This is a genomic window from Streptantibioticus parmotrematis (assembly GCF_019890615.1).
GTDB lineage: Bacteria > Actinomycetota > Actinomycetes > Streptomycetales > Streptomycetaceae > Streptantibioticus_D > Streptantibioticus_D parmotrematis.
Genome location: NZ_JAINVZ010000043.1, coordinates 1 through 20,914, shown reverse-complemented (window position 1 = coordinate 20,914; position 20,914 = coordinate 1). Strand labels below are relative to the sequence as shown.

Annotated in this window: 12 protein-coding genes; 6 read left to right on the top strand and 6 right to left on the bottom strand. The window is 75.1% G+C overall.

Features of this window, described 5'->3' with window-relative positions:
- Positions 1 to 403: 403 nt before the first annotated feature.
- On the bottom strand, positions 404 to 934 hold the full coding sequence (locus K7472_RS31705; protein WP_222982637.1) for a MarR family winged helix-turn-helix transcriptional regulator: 531 nt from the start codon (positions 932 to 934) through the stop codon (positions 404 to 406).
- 174 nt (positions 935 to 1,108) lie between these two features.
- Here K7472_RS31705 and K7472_RS31700 point away from each other — a divergent pair, with 174 nt between their 5' ends.
- Positions 1,109 to 2,395: an MFS transporter gene (locus K7472_RS31700; RefSeq protein ID WP_222982636.1), complete on the top strand. Its 1,287-nt coding sequence runs from the start codon at positions 1,109 to 1,111 to the stop codon at positions 2,393 to 2,395.
- Positions 2,396 to 2,476: 81 nt separating this feature from the next.
- Here K7472_RS31700 and K7472_RS31695 read toward each other — a convergent pair whose 3' ends face one another.
- Together K7472_RS31695 and K7472_RS31690 are read right to left on the bottom strand one after the other, a co-directional pair.
- Entirely contained in the window at positions 2,477 to 4,240 is a 1,764-nt protein-coding gene (locus K7472_RS31695; RefSeq protein ID WP_222982634.1) for an ATP-binding SpoIIE family protein phosphatase, read from the bottom strand.
- Positions 4,241 to 4,496: 256 nt separating this feature from the next.
- Positions 4,497 to 5,789 (bottom strand): NAD(P)/FAD-dependent oxidoreductase, encoded by a 1,293-nt coding sequence (locus K7472_RS31690; protein ID WP_252396574.1) that lies wholly within the window; start codon positions 5,787 to 5,789, stop codon positions 4,497 to 4,499.
- 283 nt (positions 5,790 to 6,072) lie between these two features.
- On the opposite strand from K7472_RS31690, the gene K7472_RS31685 reads away from it, so the two are divergent.
- Positions 6,073 to 6,996 (top strand): TetR/AcrR family transcriptional regulator, encoded by a 924-nt coding sequence (locus tag K7472_RS31685; protein WP_372458153.1) that lies wholly within the window; start codon positions 6,073 to 6,075, stop codon positions 6,994 to 6,996.
- 259 nt (positions 6,997 to 7,255) lie between these two features.
- Positions 7,256 to 9,280 carry a sigma-70 family RNA polymerase sigma factor gene (locus K7472_RS31680; RefSeq protein ID WP_222982623.1) on the top strand — a complete coding sequence of 675 codons (2,025 nt, stop codon included), beginning with the start codon at positions 7,256 to 7,258 and terminating at the stop codon, positions 9,278 to 9,280.
- Here the strand turns inward: K7472_RS31680 and K7472_RS31675 are convergent.
- Both K7472_RS31675 and K7472_RS31670 read right to left on the bottom strand, forming a co-directional pair.
- Positions 9,267 to 12,482 carry an AfsR/SARP family transcriptional regulator gene (locus K7472_RS31675; RefSeq protein ID WP_308014177.1) on the bottom strand — a complete coding sequence of 1,072 codons (3,216 nt, stop codon included), beginning with the start codon at positions 12,480 to 12,482 and terminating at the stop codon, positions 9,267 to 9,269. The two genes, K7472_RS31680 and K7472_RS31675, sit on opposite strands and share 14 nt — an antisense overlap.
- A gap of 128 nt (positions 12,483 to 12,610) precedes the next feature.
- The gene (locus K7472_RS31670) at positions 12,611 to 14,767 is read right to left on the bottom strand and encodes an asparagine synthase-related protein (RefSeq protein ID WP_222982621.1); all 2,157 of its coding nucleotides are present in this window, start codon (positions 14,765 to 14,767) and stop codon (positions 12,611 to 12,613) included.
- Between the two features lie 1,143 nt (positions 14,768 to 15,910).
- Between K7472_RS31670 and K7472_RS31665 the strand changes: the two genes are divergently transcribed.
- The 3 genes from K7472_RS31665 (at position 15,911) to trmB (ending at position 19,861) form a co-directional block, all read left to right on the top strand.
- The gene (locus K7472_RS31665) at positions 15,911 to 17,311 is read left to right on the top strand and encodes an NsdA family TPR-like regulatory protein (RefSeq protein ID WP_222982619.1); all 1,401 of its coding nucleotides are present in this window, start codon (positions 15,911 to 15,913) and stop codon (positions 17,309 to 17,311) included.
- A 259-nt stretch (positions 17,312 to 17,570) separates the two neighbouring features.
- The gene (lhgD, locus tag K7472_RS31660; RefSeq protein ID WP_222982617.1) at positions 17,571 to 18,917 is read left to right on the top strand and encodes an L-2-hydroxyglutarate dehydrogenase; all 1,347 of its coding nucleotides are present in this window, start codon (positions 17,571 to 17,573) and stop codon (positions 18,915 to 18,917) included.
- Positions 18,918 to 19,078: 161 nt separating this feature from the next.
- Positions 19,079 to 19,861 carry a tRNA (guanosine(46)-N7)-methyltransferase TrmB gene (gene trmB / locus K7472_RS31655; RefSeq protein ID WP_222982616.1) on the top strand — a complete coding sequence of 261 codons (783 nt, stop codon included), beginning with the start codon at positions 19,079 to 19,081 and terminating at the stop codon, positions 19,859 to 19,861.
- Positions 19,862 to 19,969: 108 nt separating this feature from the next.
- Here trmB and K7472_RS31650 read toward each other — a convergent pair.
- Positions 19,970 to 20,914 (bottom strand): trypsin-like serine peptidase (locus tag K7472_RS31650; RefSeq protein WP_222982615.1); only part of this gene is annotated, 945 nt, incomplete at its 5' end.

The window sequence follows — 20,914 nt, the reverse complement described above, 5'->3', positions numbered from 1 at the left end:
ACGACCATCCCGAAAACACGGGACAGACGGGGTATCAACATATCTGGCGTTGACTTTTGGCACGCTGTTGAGTTCTCAAGGAACGGAAGCTGTCTTCAAGGCCCTTTCACAGGCCCCTCCGGGCTTTCCCTTCGGTTTCTCCAGCTTATCAGATCCTTTCGGACCTGATTCCCGCTGGCGGGATTTTGTCTTTCCGGCCTCGCGGCCGTTCCGACGAGTGAGACTTTAGCGGATCCTCGGCCGCTCGGTCTAATCGAGCGAATTCGGTTCCTCATTTCGAATGCGCGCACGGCAAAGCCTCGACGGCTTGTCGTGTGTGCTTCGGAATGGCTGCCCGCGGACCGACTGGGTCGGCGCTCACGCCGGGCAACTCGGAGAACATTACGGATCGCCCCCGGCCGTGTCAAGCCGCGTCCGGGTCCACCCTCACCAGCACCCTGGACAGCATCCCGCCCAGCGTCGCCAGCTCCTCCTTGGACAGGTCCTGGAGGAGGTCCGCCTCGAAGCCGGCGGCCATGCGCATCGCGTCCAGCCACTTGCCCCGGCCCTCGTCGGTCAGCTCCACGATGACGCGCACCCGGTTGTTCTCGTCGCGTTCGCGGGTGACCAGGCCCTCGGCGACCATGCGGTCGATCCGGTGCGTCATCGCGGCGGGGGTGAGGCCCAGCCGCTTGGCGAGTTCGCCGGGGCCGAGCCGGTAGGGCTTGCCGACCAGGACGAGGGCCTTGAGCACCTCCCACTCGGCGTTGCTGATGCCGAGGTCGGCGACCTGGCGGCCGTACGCCACGTTCATCCGGCGGTTGAGCCGCTGGAGCGCGGAGACGACCTTCTCGATCTGGGGGTCCACCTCGGGGAACTCGCGCTGGTAGATGGCGATCTGTTCGTCGAGGTCCAGCTCCGCGAGGGATGGCGGCGGCTCGTCGGCTGCGGTCATGTGTCGAGTATCGCACGCAAGCCGTTCGCCTCTAACTCTTCCGACGTGTATATTTTAGTTTCGAAGTTTAGTTCTGAAGTCTTGAGACTCCAACCACTGGCCCCACCGCTCCGGCGGGGCCCTCCCCTGTCCTGGGGACCTGGGGCTCGGACTCCCTGACCAAGTGAGGTGAGTGTGACCACGGCGATGGGCGCAGCGCTGCGCCGGATCCAGCTGGGCAACGTGCTGAGCGCGTTCGGCAACGGCTTCACGGTCCCGTTCCTGTTCGTCTACGTGGCGCAGGTACGGGATCTGGGTGCGAGTACCGCGGGGGTGGTGCTGTCGGCGTTCGCCGTCGCCGCGCTCGTCGTGCTGCCGTTCACCGGGCGCTGCATCGACCGGCGCGGCCCGCTCCCCGTCGTGGTCGTCGCCTCCGTGGTCGCCGCGATCGGCTCGATCGGGTTCGGGCTGGCCGACACCGCGCCGCTGGCCATCGTCTTCTCCGCGGTGCTCGGCGCCGGGGTGGCGGTCATCCAGCCCGCGCTGGCCACGTTGATCGTCTGGTGCTCGACCCCGGCCACCCGGTCGCGGGCGTTCGCCACGCAGTTCTTCATGCAGAACCTGGGCCTGGGCATCGGCGGTCTGATCGGCGGGCTGCTGGTGGACACCGCGCACCCGTCGTCGTTCACCCGGCTGTTCGCCATCGAAGCGGTGATGTTCCTGGTGCTGGCCGGGATCGTGGCGACCGTGCGGCTGCCGCGTACCGTCCGGATCGAGGACGCGCCGGAGGGCGAGCGGGCGCCGGGCGGCTGGCGGGCGCTGCTGGCACACCGGCAGATGGTGCAGCTGTGCGTGCTGGGCGCGGTCATGTTCTTCGCCTGCTACGGGCAGTTCGAGTCGGGGCTCGCGGCTTTCGCCACCCAGGTGACCCACGTCAAGCCCGCCACCTTGGGCATCGCGCTCGCGGCGAACACCGCGGTGATCGTCGTCGCGCAGTTCCTGGTCCTCAAGCCGGTCGAGAAGCGCCGGCGCAGCCGGGTCATCGCCGGGGTGGGCGCGATCTGGACCGTCGCCTGGGCGGTGGCGGGCGTCTCGGGGCTGATCCACGGCCGTCAGGCGTGGGCGACCGGCGCGATCATCTCCACGTACGCGCTGTTCGGCCTCGGTGAGGCGCTGCTGTCGCCGACCGTCGCGCCGCTGGTCGCGGACCTGGCCCCGGAGCGCATGGTCGGGCAGTACAACTCGGCGTTCGCGCTGGTCAAGCAGCTCGCGCTGGCGATCGGTCCGGCGGCGGGCGGCGCGATGGCGGGCGCGGGTCTTTACGGCCCGTACATCGTGATGCTCATCGGCTTCTCGGTCGGCATCACGCTGCTGGCGCTGCGGCTCGGGCGCGGGCTGTCGACCGCGCAGGACGACCCGGCGCGGGCGGCCGCCGCACGGCGCGGGCACCCGGCGGCGCAGGAGCTGTCCACGGCGGCGTAGCCCCGGGCACGACGGTTCGCCATGAGGGCGTACGGATCGCGGCGACGCGGTGCGTACGCCCTCACGCGTACGCCCCCGCGTTCACTTCCTGGGCAGGACGAACTCGCACCAGACCGTCTTGCCGCCGCCCGGTGTCCTGCGCGATCCCCAGGTGGAGGCGATCGTGGCGATGATCGAGATGCCGCGGCCCGCCTCGTCACCGGGTTCGGCCCTGCGCCGCCTGGGCAGCCGGTCGTCGCCGTCGGTCACCTCGACGATCAGGCGGCGGTCGGTGCGCCGCAGTCGCAGGCGCATCGGCGGGGTGCCGTGCTGGAGGGAGTTGGCGACCAGTTCGCTGACCGCCAGCACGCCCAGGTCGCGCAGTTCGACGGGGAAGCGCCAGGAGGCGAGCACGCCGGTGGCGAAGGCGCGGGCGCGCGGGGCGGCCTCGACGCCGCCGAGCAGGTCGAGCGAGGCGTCGCGGAACAGTTCGGCCTGGGCGCCGGTGCGCTTGGGGTGTTCCAGGACGAGGACGGCGACGTCGTCGTCGTGGTCGGAGGTGACGCCGAGGGCGCGCAGCAGCCGGTCGCAGATGACCTGCGGGGTGCCGGTGGCGCCGGCCAGGGCGCGTTCCAGCGAGGCGACGCCCTCGTCGATGTCCTCGGTGCGGCGTTCCACGAGGCCGTCGGTGTAGAGGACGGCGGTCGCGCCGGGCTCCAGCGGCAGCGTGCCCGAGGCGTGGGGGAAGCTCCCGGTGCCCAGCGGCGGCCCGGTCGGGCCCTCGGCGCGGCGCACGGTGCCGTCGGCGCCGCGCACCACGATGGGCAGGTGACCGGCGGAGGCGTAGGTGAGCACGCCCTCGCCCGCGTCGTGGACGGCGTAGACGCAGGTAGCGATCTGGGTGGCGTCGATCTCGGCGGCCAGGCCGTCCAGCAGCTGGATGACCTCGTGCGGGGGCAGGTCGAGGCGGGCGTAGGCGCGCACGGCGGTGCGCAGCTGGCCCATGACGGCGGCGGCGCGCAGGCCGCGGCCCATCACGTCGCCGATGACCAGGGCGGTGCGGCCGGCGCCGAGGGTGATGACGTCGTACCAGTCGCCGCCGACCGCGGTCTCGGTGCCACCGGGCTGGTAGGTGGCGGCGACCCGCAGGTCGTCGGGCTGTTCGAGTTCCTGCGGGAGCAGGCTGCGTTGCAGGGTGACGGCGGCCTCGCGCTGGAGGCGTTCGCTGTCCCGCAGGCTCATCGCGGAGCGGACCTGGTCGGTGACGTCGGCGCCGAAGACCAGCACGCCGCAGGTGGCCGTGTCGGCGAGCGGGGTGCAGGTGAAGGTGAAATAGCCGTCCCGTGGTTCGCCCTCGCCGTCCTGGCGGTGCCAGGTGACCTTGCGGGCCTTGACGGTGCGGGGCCTGCCGCTGCGCAGCACCTGGTCCATCAGCGGCAGCAGCCCGAGTTCCGCCAGCTCGGGCAGCGCCTCGCGGGCCGGGGCGCCGGTGGCGCGGGGGCCGAACACCTCGGTGTACGCGTCGTTGACGTGCCCGGTGCGGTGGTCGGGTCCGTAGGTGACGGCGATCAGGGCCGGGACCTGGCCGAGCAGTTCGCGTACCGACAGCGCCTCCAGCGGCCGGAGGGCGGGCTGCGCCGAGGACGGCGTGGCGGGCGAGGCCGGGGGCGACGCCGTCCCGGCACCGGTGGAGGACGGGTCGGCGACGGACGGGTCGGCGGCCGAGGGGTCGGGGTCGCCGGGGAGGCCGGCCCGGGCGGAGGGTACCGAGCCGCCGCCGGGGCCCGCGGTCGTGGCGGAGCGCGGCTTGGCGGCGGCGCGTCGCTGTGTTCCGGGGAGCCGGGCGCTCCAGCGCGTCAGATTCACAGAATGGTTGCCTCGTGCAGTCGTACCGGGACGGCCGGTACGTGTCGTACCGGATGGCCCGGTGCCCGTCGTACGGGTTCGGGGCGGGCGGATCGCCGCCCCGGGCCCGGCGGTCCGGTGGATCGTCGGTCGATCGATCGACTCTAAGCCGGTCGACCGGTCTTCGGATAAACCTTCAGTCAGGCGTGTTGTGCCACGCGCCCCGCGCTGGAGCGTAGTTGGCGCGCGCCAGGCGCACACCGCCCGCCCCGGGGCGTCACGCGTCGGGACGTCTGTCGGATCCGGCGGCGAGTTCGAACTCGGCGCGCGGGGTCTCCAGCGAGCCGAGGGCGACGATCTCGCGTTTGACCAGCGCGGCGAGCAGCCAGTCGGCGACCACTCGGGACTTGCGGTTGAGGGTCGGGACCTGGCTGAGGTGGAAGGCGCGGTGCATGAGCCAGGCAGGGTAGCCGGTGAGTCTGCGCCCGTACAGGGAGGCGACGCCCTTGTGCAGCCCGAGCGGGGCGACGGAGCCGACGTGGGCGTGCCGGTAGTCGGTGAGCGGCTCGCCGCGCAGCGTCGCGACGACGTTGTCGGCGAGCACGCGGGCCTGGCGGACGGCGTGCTGGGCGCTGGGCGCGCACAACGTGCCGGGCTCGGCGGCCGTCAGGTCGGGCACGGCGGCGGCGTCCCCGGCCGCCCAGGCGTGCGCGGTGCCCTCCAGGCGCAGGGTGGCGTCGCAGCGCAGCGCGCCGTCGCCGGTGCGCGGCAGGTCGCAGGCGGCCACCAGCGGGTGGGGTTTGACGCCCGCGGTCCACACCACGGTGCGGGTGGGCAGCCGGGAGCCGTCGCTGAGCCGGGCGACGCTGTGCTCGCAGGACTCCAGCCGGGTGGACAGGCGTACGTCGATGTTGCGGCGGCGCAGTTCGCGCAACGTACGGTCGGCCACCTCGGCGCCGACCTCGGGCAGGATGCGGTCGGCCGCCTCGACCAGGACCCAGCGCAGGTCGCCGGCGGTGACGTTGTGGAAGTGGCGGGTGGCGTAACGGGACATGTCCTCCAGTTCGCCGAGCGCGCCGACGCCCGCGAAGCCGCCGCCGACCACGACGAAGGTGAGCGCGGCGTCGCGGATCTCCACGTCGCGGGTGGAGGAGGCGATGTCGAGCTGGGTGAGCACGTGGTTGCGCAGGCCGATGGCCTCCTCGACCGTCTTGAACCCTATGCCGGTCTCGGCCAGGCCCGGGACGGGCAGCGTGCGGGAGACCGAGCCGCAGGCGACGACCACTTCGTCGTACGGCAGCTCGATCTCGCCGGTGCCGCCCTCCTGGCGGCTGGCGGGAGTGGCGGCGATCGCGGTGCGGCGGGCGTGCTCGATCCGCAGGACGTCGCCGACGATCACCGTGCAGCCGGCCAGAACGCGGCGCAGCGGCACGACGACGTGGGCGGGCGCGATGGATCCGGCGGCCGTCTCGGCGAGGAACGGCTGATAGGTCATGTACGGGTCGCAGGACACGACGGTGACCCGCGCGTCGTCGCCGAGTGCGCGACGCAGGCGCAGGGCCGCGTTCATGCCGACGTAGCCACCGCCGACCACGAGAATCCGAGCGGGCTGCTTCACCCTCCCATGACGCACCGTCGGACGGAGGTTTGTCCACAGGGCCGCACCGGTCGCGGGCGGGCGGCGTGGCGCGTACCCCGATCGGGGTGGTCTGGGTGGAACCACCCCCTTCATTCTTGACCGGGGCTCAACTATGTTCTTACCGCTATGCGTCGCCGGAACGCACCCGAAGCGGTCCGGCCGTCATGTGGGGCGGGGAGTCTCCGGGGGGAGACGTCACATCCGGGGGATACATATGCACATGCAGAACCCTCAGTGGGCGATGGCGACCGGTACGGCCGACGGCGGCGGGCCGAGACCCGCGCAGGGGCAGGGGCCCGGGCAGGCCCAGGTTCCGGGGCACGCTCCAGGACACGTCCCAGGGCACGTTCCGGGACAGGGGCAGCCGGTCGGGCAGGGGCACGGGGCCGGGCTCGGGCTGTCCGCCACGGGGCGGTCCGCGCCGCTGCGGGTGGACGCCCAGCGCAACCTGGAACACGTGCTGCGGGCGGCCCGCGAGGTCTTCGGCGAGCTGGGCTACGGCGCGCCGATGGAGGACGTGGCCCGGCGTGCCCGGGTCGGCGTGGGCACCGTCTACCGCCGTTTCCCCAGCAAGGACGTGCTGGTGCGGCGGATCGCCGAGGAGGAGACGGCCCGGCTGACCGAGCAGGCGCGCACGGCGCTCGGGCAGGAGGAGGAGCCGTGGGCGGCGCTCTCGCGCTTCCTGCGCACCTCGGTGGCGTCCGGCGCGGGACGGCTGCTGCCGCCGCAGGTGCTGCGGGTGCGCCAGCCCGAGGCCGCGGCCAACGCGCCCGGCGGGAGCGGCGGTTCCGCCGACGCCGTCGCGGCGGCCGAGGCGCGGGTGCCGCAGCAGCGCGAGTCGGCGCCCGTGGAGCAGCGGGGCGGTGAGCCCCGGGTGATCGCGCAGCGCCCGGCGTCGCCGCTGGGACACGACGACGCGGGCGTGGCCGCGCTGCTGGGCGTGGTGGGTCAGCTGGTCGAACGGGCCCGTGCGGCCGGTGAGTTGCGGCCGGACGTCTCGGTCGCCGACGTGCTGCTGGTGATCGCGACGGCGGCGCCCGCGCTGCCGGACCCGGCCCAGCAGGCGGCGGCGTCGGCCCGGTTGCTGGAGATCCTCCTCGAAGGACTGCGCTCGCGGCCCGCGTTCCGTACGGCGTGAGGTCCGCGATGCCTTCCGTGTGAGGCCCACGTTCCGCTCGGCGTGAGGTCCGCGATGCGTTCCGTGGAGGCCCGGGATTCGTCCCGCTTTCCGTGTTCGCGAGGTCAGCGTGAGCATCTCCCTTACTACGTAAGGGCGTTGATGCGGGTGTCAATCGCCCCGGAAGGGTGGTTCCCGCGACTGCGGAGGGCGCGGGCGGGCCGGTTGTGCCACGCTGGGCCGGTGGCTTGGTGCATCGGTGTGTACGGGGGCTTCCGCGATGGGTGTTGACGGCGTGGACGGGACCGCCGGATCCGAACCGCTGGGTGCGGGCGACGCGAGGCCGGGCGAGACGCTGCCGGCCGACGCGCCCGACGTCGCGGCCCCCGACGCCGCCGCGGGCCGGGTCCCCGGGCAGAGCGTGGTCGACCGGGGCGGCCCCGGCCCGGCACCGGCGCCCGCCGCACCCCAGTCGCCGCCACCCGCGCAGGCGCAGTCACAGCCGCAGTCACCACCCCAGTCACCACCCCGGCCGCAGCACGGGCCGCACGAGCACGTTCCGCAGCAGCGCGAGCATCCCGACGGCGGTGAGGTGGCGTCCGACGCCGAGTTGGTGGCGCGGGTGCGGGCGGGGGAGGACAGCGCGTACGAGGAGCTGTACCGCAGGCACGCCGAATCGGTACGGCGCTACGCGCGTACCTGCTGCCGGGACGCGCACACCGCCGAGGACCTGACCGGTGAGGTCTTCGCCCGCACCCTCCAGGCGGTGCGCGGCGGCAGCGGTCCCGAGGTCGCGGTGCGCGCGTATCTGCTGACGACGGTACGGCGGGTCGCCGCGTCCTGGGGCAACACCGCCAAGCGGGAGCAACTGGTCGAGGACTTCGCCACGTTCGCCGTCTCCTCGGCCGGGAGCGGTGCGAACGACGACACCCTCGACCTGGGCGCCGACGTCCGCGCGATGCACGAGGCCGACCGGACGCTCGCGGTGCGGGCCTTCAAGACGCTGCCGGAGCGGTGGCAGGCGGTGCTGTGGCACACGGCCGTCGAGGAGGAGTCGCCCAGCGAGGTCGCGCCGCTGCTGGGGCTGACCGCCAACGCCACGGCGGTGCTGGCGCACCGGGCGCGCGAGGGCCTGCGGCAGGCCTACCTCCAGGCCCACGTCAACTCGGCGCTGACGTCCAAGGGTGAGTGCGCCCGGTACGCCGACCGGCTCGGGGCGCACGCCCGGGGCGCGTTGCGGCTGCGCGCGGACCGGGAGTTGCGCAAACACCTGGAGGAGTGCGGCAAGTGCCGGGCCGCGGCGGCGGACCTGGCCGACGTCAACGCGTGCCTGAAGGGTCTGCTGCCGGTTGCCACGATCGGGTGGTTCGCCGCGGCCTACGTCGCCAAGGCGGCGGGGGTCGCCGTGGTGGGCGCCGCGGGTGCGGCCGGGGCGGGTGCGGCCGCGGGAGCGGCGGCGGCCGGGTCCGGTTCCGGCGGCGCCGCGGGAGGCGCGGGCGGCGCGGCGGTCTCCGAGGGCCTGGGGGCTCCGGCGAAGGTCGCGATCGCCACGGGTGTGGTGGTCGCCGCCGCCGGGGTGGCGCTGGCCGCCGCGCTGATGGGCAACGACCATCCGGCGCCCAAGCCGGTGGCGAAGCCGCCCGCCAAGCCGGCCCCCGTCGTTCCCGCGCCCACGCCGACGCCGACCCCCGCACCGCCGCCCACGCCGGTCCCGGTGGCCGCGCCCGCGCCGAAGCCGACCCCGACGCCCACGCCGCCGCCCACGCCGCCCAAGCCGAAGCCCACTCCCGCGCCGACCCCCCGGCCCACGCCGCCGAAGCCCACGCCCCCGGCGCCCACGCCGACCCCGACGCCCACGCCGCCACCGCCGCCTGCCGTCTACCAGCTGGACTCCCTCGCCTGGAGCGGGCTGGGCGACGACGACGAACCGACGGTGCGGCCCTCGGCGTTCAGCTGGCTGTGGCCCCGGCACGGGCTGTCGGTGGACGGCACGACGTACCAGGACGGCGTGACGGTGCGCTCCCCGTCGGACGTGACGGTGGACCTCAACCGCAGGTGCGTCTCGTACGACGCGGTCGCGGGGATCGACGACATGACGCTGGGCACCGGGGCGGTCCGCTTCCTGGTCTACGGCGACGACACGCTGCTGTTCAGCTCGGACACGGTGCGGCCGTCCAGCGGGCCCGTCGCGGTGCACGTCGGGCTGGCCGGGCACAGGACAGTGCGGCTCGTGGTGCGTCCGGCGCAGGGCCCGGGGTTCCTGACGGTCGCGGACTGGGCGGATTCGCGTTTCAGCTGCGAGTGACGCGGGCCAGCTCGTCCAGCAGTTCCATGGCGTCGCCGGAGGTCAGTTCGCGGCCCTCGGCGTGCGCGGCGTCGGCCGCCGTGTTGCCGAGCGCCGCCCGCGCCGCGCCCCACGCCTGCCGGGCGGTCTCCTCCTCGGGCACGGAACGCGGCAGCCGGTCACCGCCGCGCAGGGTGTCGGCTGCGCCCAGCAGCAGCGCGGCGGTGCGGTGTTGGGCCAGGTCGCCGGTGAGCAGCAGGGCGGTGCGTTCCAGGAAGGCGGCGATGATCTGCTCGGCGCACTCGCTGGCGATGCCCGCGCGCAACGCCTCGCGGGCGGCGTCCAGGGCGCCGTGCGGGTCGCCCTCCGCCGCGCGGACGGCCGCCTCCAGGTCGGCCAGGAAGGCCGCGAACATCGGCGGCGGCGTGCCGAACTCGGCCTCGGAGCGGGCGGTGTCGCACAGCTCGCGGGCGTATCCGGGGTCCCCGGCGCGCAGCGCGATCGTCACCTGGAGGCAGCGCACGTAGGTGCGCGCGTCCCAGATGCCGTAGTGGTCGGCCTGCTCCTCGGCGCGCACGAGCAGCTTGGCGGCCTGCTCGTCGTCGCCCTGGCGGATGCCGAGTTCGGCGACGCGGGCCAGCAGGAACGGCACCTCGCCGCGCGCCCCCAGTTCCTCGCACAGCCGGATGGCCGCCTGCCATTCGGTGCGCGCCTCGTCGTAACGGCCGCGCGCCATCGCCATCTCGGCGCTGGCCCCGCGTACCTGGGCGGTCACCCAGCGGTCGCCGACACGTTCGGCCAGCCGGGACAGTTCGGGCCAGTCCGCGAGCGCGTCGTCCAGGCCGCCGGGCGAGTCGATGGCGATGTGGGTGCGGAACATCAGGGCGCAGGCGAGCGCCCAGTCGTCGCCGTGTTCGCGGCAGGTGTCGACCATGGTCGCGATGAGCGAGCGCGTCCGCGACGGGCCGCCCGCCACGTAGTCGGCGAACGGCCACAGCAGTCCGGGAAAGGTGGCGGCGTGCGGTCCGGGGCGGCCGTAGTAGTCGAGCATCCGCAGGGCCAGCGCCTTGGTCTCCTCGCCGTGCAGATCGCTCGCGGCGACCTGGTCGGAGAGGGTGAAGAGCATCAGCAGCCGCAGGTCCATCCGGGACCGGAACCGGGGATCGGCCTCGTCGTCGGGGAGGCCGCCGAGCGCGATGGCGCGGCGGATCCAGCCGAGGCCCTCGTCGCGGTAGTTGCGCAGCCACCAGAACCAGCCGAGCCCCAGCACCATGGCGAGTGCCGCGTCCTCGTCGCGGGCGTCCAGGGCGCGGCCGAGCGCCACCCTGACGTTGTCCATCTCCCGCTCCAGCCGGTCCAGCCACGGCAGTTGGTTCGCCGTGCGCAGGACCGGGACGGCGGCCTCGATCAGGGTGCGGAAGTACGCGGTGTGGCGCAGGCCCGCGTCGCGCGACTCGCCGGGGTGGTCGGTGGCGTGCTCGGCCGCGTACTCCTGGATGGTCTCCAGCAGGCGGTAGCGCACGCCGTCCGGGTCGGCGCTGCGGTCGGCGACCACCAGGGACTTGTCGACCAGTGAGCCCAGGACGCCCAGCACCTCGTCCTGCCGGATGTCGCGGCCGTCGGCGCAGACCGCCTCGGCGGCGGGCAGGTCGCAGCCGCCGGAGAAGACCGACAGCCTGCGCAGCACGGCCCGCTCCGGCCCGGTCAGCAGTTCCCAGCTCCAGTCGACCACCGCGCGCAGCGTCTGCTGGCGGGGCATGACGGTGCGGCTGCCGCTGGTCAGCAGGCGGAAGCGGTCGTCCAGGCGGTCGGCGATCTGGCGCGGGGTGAGCAACCGCAGCCGGGCGGCGGCCAGTTCGATGCCGAGCGGCAGGCCGTCCAGGCGGCGGCAGATCTCCGCGATCGCCCCCGCGTCGCGCTCGGTGTCCAGGCCGGGGCGCACGGCGGCGGCGCGTTCGGCGAACAGCCGCCGCGCGGTGGACGGCGGCAGCGGCCCGACCGGGCGCACCACCTCGCCGGGCACCCCCAGCGGCTCCCGGCTGGTCGCCAGCACGGTGACGCCCGGGCAGTACGACAGCAGCGCCTCGGCCAGCTCGGCGGCGGCGGCCACCACGTGTTCGCAGTTGTCCAGGACGAGCAGCATGCGGCGGTGCCCGCAGTGCTCCACGAGGCGTTCGGTCGGGTCGTTGGAGGCGGGGATCGAGCCGAAGACGGTGGTGTCGCTGCGGCCGACCGCGTTGAGCACGGCACGCGGCACGCCCGAGGCGTGGTCGACGGGGGCGAGTTCGGCGGCCCAGACGCCGTCCGGGTACTCCCCGGCCAGCTCGCCGCCGGCGCGCTCGGCCAGCCGGGTCTTGCCCGCGCCGCCGGGACCGGCCAGGGTGACCAGGCGGTGGCGGGCGACGTCGGCGCGGATCGCCTTCAGGTCGTCCTCGCGGCCGACGAAACTGGTCAGGCGGGGTCTCAGGTTGCCCCGGGGAGCGGCGGACCGGCGCGGCGCGGCGGGCGGCGAGGGGTCGCCGCCGTCGAGCAACCGGGCGTGCAGCGCGCGCAGTTCGGGCCCGGGGTCGGCGCCGAGCCGCTCGGCGAGCAGTGCCCGGCCCTCCTCGTACGCGGCGAGCGCGTCGGCGGAGCGCCCCAAGTCCCTTAGCGCCAGGATCAGTTGGGCGCGGAAGGGCTCGTTGAGCGGGTGCGCGGCCACCAGTTCCCCGGCTTGCGGCAGCGCCTGGTCGGCCCGGCCGAGCGCGAGGCAGGCGTCGATCCGGCGGCGCAACGCGGTCAGCCGCAGCGCCTCGGGGCGCGCGGCGGCGGCGGTGCGGTCGGCGAGGTCGGCGAGCGCGGGGCCGCGCCACAGCGCCAGTGCCTCGTCGAGCGCGGCCAGCGCGGCGGCGGCCTGTCCTGCGTCCAGCGCGGTACCGGCCTCCTCCACGAGGCGGGCGAAGACGTGCAGGTCGACGTCGTCCGGGCGGGCGCGCAGGGTGTATCCGGCGGGGCCCGAGTCGATGGCGTCGCGGCCGATCGCCCGGCGCAGGCGGGAGACCAGCGCCTGGAGCGCGCCGGGGGCGTCGGCGGGCGGGTCGGCGTCCCACACGCCGTCGATGAGCGTGTCCACCGGCACCGCGCGCCCCGGCGTCAGCGCGAGCGCGGCCAGCAGCGACCGCAGCCGGGCGCCGGGCAGCGGTGTGTCCCGGACGGCGGTGGTGCCGAGGATCAAGTAACGCACCCGCCCATTGTCGCCGTACCGCGGCCCAGGGGGGATGGGGTTAGGCCCCGTATGCCGGGTGGGCGCAGGCCCGGGCGCCCGGACGGAGACGGGCGTGGCGGCGGTCGGGAGACCCGCGCGGCGTCCGGCTACCCCCGCAGCGGCAGCCGGGGCGGTACGCCCGTCGCCACCGCCCGCTGGCGGGGGGCCTCCGTGCCCGTCCAGCACGAACCCCGCCGCGCCAGGAGGCGGCGCAACCACACCTCGGTGCCGACCAGTTCCGCCAGACCGTCCAGCGGGAGCGGTTCGCCCTGGGCCGCCGCGCGCAGGGCGCCGCGCACCACGCCCGCGTCGACCAGGCCCGCGTCGGCCAGCAGCGGCGCGCTGAACAGGCCGAACAGCTCGTCGGCGAAGGAGCGCAGGCCCGCGCGCTGGGCGAGCACCGTCGCGCTCTGCGTCGTCGCGCCCCAGCCCGGCGGCAGCTCGCGCACCCCGGAGGCGGCCAGCACCCCGCGCAGCACGGCGGCCCGGGCGCCCGGCCGCACCCGTAGCGTCTCCGGCAGCGCCTGGCAGGCGCGCACGACCTGGTTGTCGAGGAACGGAGCGTGCAGCCGCTGGCTGCGCACCTCCACCGCCTGTTCGAAGACCCGCGCGTCCGCCGCCGCCCGGGCCAGCGCCGCGCGGGCCCGGCGCTCCCCCGGGCGGCCGACCGATCCGGGCCGGGCCGCCGCGTCCTGAAGGCGAATCGATACTTCGGCCAACGCCTCACCCGTCAGCCAGCCCGCCGCGGGACCGGGTCTGCACCAGGTCAGGGCGGCCAGTGAGGCTTCCAGGCCGGTCGCCCTGAAGTCGTCGAAGCGCCGCTCCAGCAGCTGGCCCGCCGTCTGCTCGACGCCCTGCTGGTACGGGGTGCGGGCCAGCCGGCGCGCCGCGCGGTAGACGGTGAGCGGCACGAACGCCGACCGGTACGTGGACCCCTCCGCCTTCGCCAGCGCCGCGGCCGGACGCAGCAGGTGGCGCCGGTTGCGGTCCAGCAGCAGGTCGGCCAGGCGCGCGGGGTGCGCGTCCAGTACGTACCGCGCGCCGAGCCCCACCAGGTGGTCCGCGCCGCCCGCCGCCAGCCTTCTCCGGTGCCGTTCCGCGCTGACCAGCGCCGGGCCCGGCTCGTCGGTGAGCGGTCCGCTGTCCAGCAGGTCCGCGTACGGCAGCGTCTCGGGCCCGCCGGGGACCACCACGTGGTGCAGCCGGGGGTCGGCGGCCATCGCGCGGGCCCGGTCGAGTTCGGCGTCGCGGGCCGACTCGCCGCCGGTGGCCAGGTCGTTGAAGGTGACCACGCGCAGCCGCTGGCCCGCCCGCTCGCCGAGTCCCGGCGGGGTGCCGGGCATGCCGGGCAGGCCCGCCGCCAGCAGGGCGAGCGTGGACGAGGCGCTGCCGCCGGACAGGTCGGCGCCGACGCCGGGTGCGGGCGCCTCGTCGGCCTCCGGCACGTACCGCGGCTGCGCCAGCCGGGCCCGTACCGCCTCCACCAGCGCCTCCCGCACGCCGGACAGGGCCTGTTCCGCGTCGGCCGGGGACCGCGTCTCACCGACCGCCAGCGAGGCGCGCGGCTCGTAACCGGCGATCTCCGGAACGCCGTCGCGCAGGATGAGGGCGTGACCGGGCGGCACCCTGCGCACGTCCTGGTACGGCGTGCCGGCGCCCAGGGCCTCCGGCGAGTCGGGGCAGGCCAGGCGGGCGGCGAGATAGGTGACGTCGAGGCCCGCCTCGATCAGGTCGGCCAGCGGCAGCGCGGCGGTGGCGTACGCGGTGCCGCCCGCCCAGCGGGTGTGGAAGACCGGCCGCGCCCCGGCCAGGTCGCCGACGACCGTGATCCTGCGGCCTATCTGGAGCACGGCGGTGTAGCTGCCCGGCCACATGCTCAGGTGGCGCAACGCGCCGCCGCGCGCCGCGAACAGGCCGATGCGCAGCTCCTCGTCGGTGGCGTGGCAGCGGCCCAGCACCGCCAGCCGGGCCCGCGCGGCGACACCGCGGGCGGAGGAACGGGCGCCGGTGGTGCGGTAGTCGGGGTCGGCGTAGGCGTGGTCACCGTAGGCCGGAGCGCCGTACGCGCTGCCATGGCCGCCGGAGCGGACCGGATCGGCTGCGACGACCCGCACCTCGTCCACGCGCCAGTCGCCGACCGCCCACAGCGGATCGGGATCGTCCCACAACAGCTGCCCGCCGACCGGCAGGACGGTTCGTCCCGTCGCTCCGGGGGCACCCGAGGACCGCGCGACGGCGCTGCTCCATCCCACCAACCACCGCATCGCAGCCTCCACCGGCTGTGGACAACTGACCGGGCGGCGCCGCGGACCACCGCCGCGCCCAAGCAACATGCTGCCACGTCAGCGGCGCAACAGAGGGCGTACGGATGCGTGGAGAAGCACCCGGTCCGGCGTGGGAGGGGCGCGAGGAAGCGAACAGCGGCTCGCTCCGCGGTATTTGCGTGGTATGCCGGGCCGATCGCGGCCGGTGGTATGCCGATGGGCGTATGCCGGGGGTCACATGCCGATTGGCGGGGCGGGGCCCGGCGCGCGGGGGTCGCGTGCGCGGGGACGGCGACGGCGGGCAGGGCGGGTACGGGCTCCGAGCACGGCGAGTACGGGGGCGCCGGGTGGCGACGTGCGACGCGTACGCGGCACGTAGGGAGTCGTCGACAACGCGGCACGCAGGGTGCGCGATTCCGTGCGGCCCGGCGTTCGGACGCGGTGCCCCCGGCGCCGAGCAGCAGGTGGCGCGCGAGGCCCGGCCGAAGGCCCTCCGGCCGACCCGGGCCACGGACCGCGTACCGGATCAACTCCCTTACCGCGTCGCGTGGTTGCCCGTCCCGGACCTCCCCCTCCCGGGTCCGGGACGGGCAACCGGCCCGGGGTTCCCCGTCACCGGAAGGGGACGCCGCGAAGGCGTCCCCTTCCTGCACGCGTCGCGTCTCAAACCAGCGACTTCCGGCCAACTTCGCGGCCATGTCGGCCCGCCGCGCGCCACGTCCGCCGGACGGCTGCGTCGGCACCAGTCGGCACAAGTCGGCACAACACGTCGGTCCGGGAGGCGTGCCGACGCCTCCCGGACCGGATTCCGCCACCCGCGGGGAATGAGGCGGCGGTGTCCCCTGGCCAGCCATCGACGTGTCCGAAGCCGCAGTCGCGACGGCGGGCCGACCCACGCCTCCATGCAACAGCGCGGCCCGGGCCCGGCACAGAGCGCACGGCCGGGCGCACGGCCACACGCGCCGGGAGCACGTACAGCCTTGCGGCACGGCTTCGTTGGGTACGTACAACCGTGCGGCACAGCAATCCCGCCATCCGGGACAACACCCCTTAACGGTCGGGATCGGGCGAACTACTCTGGGTGTACCCGAGAGCGGGCGGAAGCCTGCGGTGCCGGGGCGGCGAGCGCGACGAGGAGTGCGCATGACGAGGGAACACCGCGGGCCGAACGAGAAGCTCGGCACCATGCTCGCCCTGGCCGGCATCAGCAACGCGGGCCTCGCCCGCAGGGTCAACGACCTGGGCGCGCAACGTGGGTTGACGTTGCGGTACGACAAGACGTCCGTCGCCCGCTGGGTGTCCAAGGGCATGGTGCCGCAGGGCGCCGCGCCCCATCTGATCGCGGCGGCCATCGGCAGCAAGCTCGGCCGCCCGGTGCCGCTGCACGAGATCGGCCTCGCGGACGCCGACCCGGCCCCCGAGGTCGGGCTCGCCTTCCCGCGCGACGTGGGCGAGGCGGTCAAGTCGGCGACCGACCTGTGGCGCCTCGACCTGGCGGGCCGCCGCGATTTCCTGACCGGCTCGTTCGCGGTGACCGCGTACGCGACCCCGGCCTCGCGCTGGCTGATCACCCCGGCGGACGGCTCGGTGGCACGTGAGTTGACGGACACCGGCGACCCGACCGCGATCAAGGTCGGCCACGCGGACGTCACCAAGCTGCGCGAGGCGGCCGACGACGCGCGCCGCTGGGACTCCAAGTACGGCGGCGGGGACTGGCGTTCCGGCATGGTGCCCGAATGCCTGCGCGTCGAGGCGGCGCCGCTGCTGCTCGGTTCCTACAGCGACGACGTGGGCCGCTCCCTGTTCGGCGCGACCGCCGAACTGACGCGGCTGGCCGGGTGGATGGCGTTCGACACCGGTCAGCAGGAGGCCGCCCAGCGCTACTACATCCAGGCGCTGCGCCTCGCCCGGGCCGCCGCCGACGTGCCGCTCGGCGGCTACGTGCTGGCGTCGATGAGCCTCCAGGCGATCTACCGGGGCTTCGCCGACGAGGGTGTCGACCTCGCCCAGGCCGCGCTGGAACGCAACCGGGGCCTGGCGACCGCCCGCACCATGAGCTTCTTCCACCTCGTGGAGGCCCGCGCCCAGGCCAAGGCAGGCGACGGCCCGGCCTGCGGCACCGCGCTGTCGGCCGCCGAGGGCTGGCTGGAGCGCTCCCGTGACGGCGACCCCGACCCGTCCTGGCTCGGCTTCTACTCCTACGACCGGCTCGCCGCCGACGGCGCCGAGTGCTACAGCGACCTGCGGGTGCCCCGGCAGGTCAAACGGTTCACCGAGACCGCGCTGTCCCACCCCACCGAGGACTTCGTCCGCTCGCACGGGCTGCGGCTGGTGGTCTCCGCCGTCGCCGAGCTGGAGTCCGGCAACCTGGACGCCGCCTGCGCGGCCGGCGCCCGGGCCGTCGAGGTCGCGGGCCGCATCTCCTCGGCGCGCACCACGGAGTACGTGCGCGACCTGCTGCACCGGCTGGAGCCGTACGGGGACGAGCCCAGGGTCGCGGAACTGCGCGAGCGAGCGCGCCCGCTGCTGGCCGCCCCGGCGTGACCGGCACCTCGGCGTGACGGGCACCTCGGCGTGACCGGCGCCCCGGCGTGACCGGCGCCCCGGCGTGACCGGCGCCCCGGCGTAGCGAGCAGGGTGGCGGTCCGGCGGCCGGGCCGGGCGGCCGCGCCGCGGGTCAACCGGCGCGAGCCTGGTCACCTCGGGGTTTGCGGGCGTTGTCAGTGGGCCAGTCCATGATGGAGGGACTGGTCGGCGACCCACGTCGGCCGGGCACCGGGCGAGGGCCGGGGAGGTGTGCGCGATGGCGGCCGGACGCGAGACGGGCGGCGGTGTGGACGCGGACGGCGCCGTGCGCGCGGACCGGCCGGGGCCGACCGGCGCCGTGGCCGCGCCCGCCGCTCCCGCCCCGGGCGGGCGTCCGCGCCCCGCGGGTGCGGGCAACGCCATCGAGGTCTGCGACGTGGTGGTGGTCGGCGGCGGCATCGTCGGCCTGTCCACCGCCTACGCGATCACCCGCGCCGCCCCCGGCACCCGGGTCGTGGTGCTGGAGAAGGAGAGCGGCCCGGCCCGCCACCAGACCGGGCGCAACAGCGGGGTCATCCACAGCGGCGTCTACTACCGGCCCGGCTCCCTGAAGGCGCGGTTCGCGGTGACCGGCGCCGCCGAGACGGTCGCGTTCTGCGCCGAGCACGGCATCCGGCACGCGGTCACCGGCAAGCTGATCGTCGCCACCGACCGCGCCGAGCTGCCCCGGCTGCACGCCTTGGTCCAGCGCGGCCGGGAGAACGGCATCCCGGTCCGCGAGCTGGTCCCCGCCCAGATCGCGGAGTACGAGCCCGCGGTGCGCGGCATCGCCGCCCTCCACGTCGGCACCACGGGCATCTGCGACTACGCGGCGGTCACCCGGCGGCTCGCGGCGCTGGCCTCGGAGGCGGGTGCGGTCGTGCGCTACGGGTGCGAGGTGGCCTCGATCGCGCGACGGGCGGACGGCGTGACGGTGAGCGCGTCGGGAGCGGAGGTCCGCGCGAGGGTCCTGGTGAACTGCGCGGGGCTGCACTGCGACCGGGTGGCGCGGCTGGCGGGTGACCGGCCCGGCATGCGGATCGTGCCGTTCAGGGGTGAGTACTACGAGCTGGCCCCGGAGCGCAGGGATCTGGTGCGGGGGCTGGTCTACCCGGTGCCCGACCCGGCGTTCCCGTTCCTCGGCGTCCATCTGACGCGCGGGGTGGACGGCGGCGTCCACGTCGGGCCGAACGCGGTGCCCGCGCTGGCCCGGGAGGGGTACGACTGGCGCACGGTCCGGGCCCGCGACCTCGCGGAGACCGCCGCGTTCCCCGGCACCTGGCGGATAGCCCGGCGCCACTGGCGCTACGAGGTGGACGAGATCCGGCGGTCGCTGTCGCGGGAGGTGTTCGCGCGGGCGGTGCGGCGGCTGCTGCCCGAGGTGCGGGCCGAGGACCTGATACCGGCGCCCGCCGGAGTGCGCGCCCAGGCGGTCCTGCGCGACGGCACGCTCGCGGACGACTTCCTCCTCGCGGAGTCGCAGGCTTGCGTCCACGTGCTGAACGCGCCGTCCCCCGCGGCGACGGCGTCCCTCCCGATCGGCCGGGAGGTGGCGCGACGCGCGCTGGAGCGGCTGAAGGCGTAGGGGGCGGGGGCCGCGTGAGCGGGCCTGCGTGAGCGGGATCACGGGGTCGCGGCGGGCGCGGGAGCGGGGCCGCAGGGTCCGGAGGGGCACGTGGACGTGGGCTTCGTGCGGCTCGCGTGAGCGGGAAGGCGCGCGGGCGGGTCACCGTAGACTTGGATCCCATGTCCTCCTCCCCCGCGACCGACCGCCCCGCGATGTTCCCTGACGGGCCCGCCGCGCGGCCGCACCCCGGGGCGCACCACGAGCGCCGGATCCGCACGTTCCACCCGCGCCGCGGCCGGGTCACCGACGCCCAGGCGGACGCCATCAACCGGCTCTGGCGGCGCTGGGGCCAGGACATCGACGGCACGCCGCTGGACCTCGCCGAGCTGTTCGCCCCCGGCCGGGGCACGGACGCCGCGCAGGACTCCCTGGGCACGCCGCCGCCCGTCGTGCTGGAGATCGGCTTCGGCATGGGCGACGCGACCGCCGCGATGGCCGCCGCCGACCCCGGCACCGGCATCCTCGCGGTGGACGTCCACACCCCCGGCCAGGGCAACCTGCTGCACCTCGCGCAGGACGCCGGGCTGGACAACGTGCGGGTGGGCAACGGCGACGCGGTCGTCCTGCTGCGGGACATGCTCGCCCCCGGTTCGCTCGCGGGCCTGCGCGTCTACTTCCCCGACCCGTGGCCCAAGGCCCGGCACCACAAGCGCCGCCTGATCCAGCCGGAGTTCGTGCGGCTGGCCGTCTCCCGGCTCGCCCCGGGCGCGGTCGTGCACTGCGCCACCGACTGGGAGCCGTACGCGGAACAGATGCTGGAGGTCCTCGGCGCCGAGCCCGCGCTGCGCAACGAGCACGACGGCTACGCGCCGCGCCCCGGCTTCCGGCCGATGACCAAGTTCGAGCGGCAGGGCCTGGAGAAGGGCCACGTCGTCAACGACCTGCTCTTCGTCCGCGTCTGACATGTGGTCCCACGTCTGACGCGCGGTTCGCGTGTGAGGTGCGGTTCGTGTCTGACGCGCGGTCCGCGTCCGAGGCGCGCCACCGTCGCGACGACCGCCGCGGCCCGGTCAGTCGGCGGCGTCGGAGACGGCCTGCTCGTACAGCGACTGCACGGTCGAGCCGAAGGCGACGCTGTAGGAGACGTCGTCGGTGTCGCCGCCCTGTTCGTAGCCGCCGATGACGCCCATGACCGTGCCGCCCGAGCCGTCCCCCGACCCGGGTCCGACGAGCCACGGGCTGCCGCTCGTCCCGCCGCTGTAACCGGTGCAGTAGATGCGCAGTTGGGTGCTGCTGTACGCGGCCACCGTGTCCGTGCAGGCGATGGCCTCGTCAGAGACCTCCGGGTATCCGATGACGGTCACGGCGTCGGAGGTCCCCTGGTCGGTGCCGAGGGTGTACGAACCGACCACCGACTCGACGGTCTTCCCGTTCAGCGGCTCGACGACCGCGAACGCCACGTCGTGGTCGGGGTCGGAGTCGGCGTTCCACTGGGAGTCGGTGACGATCCGCTGGATGTGCCAGATGCCGTACGGCGCCTGCCCGTCGTGGTAGCCGGGCACGAAGAGGTCGGACGTGGTGCCGAGGCAGTGCGCGGCGGTGACGATCAGGTCCTTGCCCGGGCTGTCCACCACGCTCGCGGTGCAGTGGTGCACCCCGCCCAGCCCGTCGCTGTCGAACACCGCGCCGACCTGCGGCGGCAGTTGGGAGGCCGGGACGGTGTGCGAGACACCGGGGTCGGTCATCGGGGCGGACGGCGAGGGCGAGGAGGTGGCCGAGGAGGAGGCGGACGGCGAGGGAGCGTCGGAAGCGGAATCCGAGGCGGCGGCCTTCGGTCTCGCGGAGGCTGCCGCACCGGACGTGGCGGACGGCGAGCGCGAGGCGTCGCCTGCCGGGGCGGAGGCTCCGACGGCGTCCTTGGCCGCGACGTCCGCGCGGTGCTGCCGTTCGGCGACCGCCATCCCGCCGAACGCCAGCACCGCGCATCCGGTCAGCGCCACGACCACCCACGACCA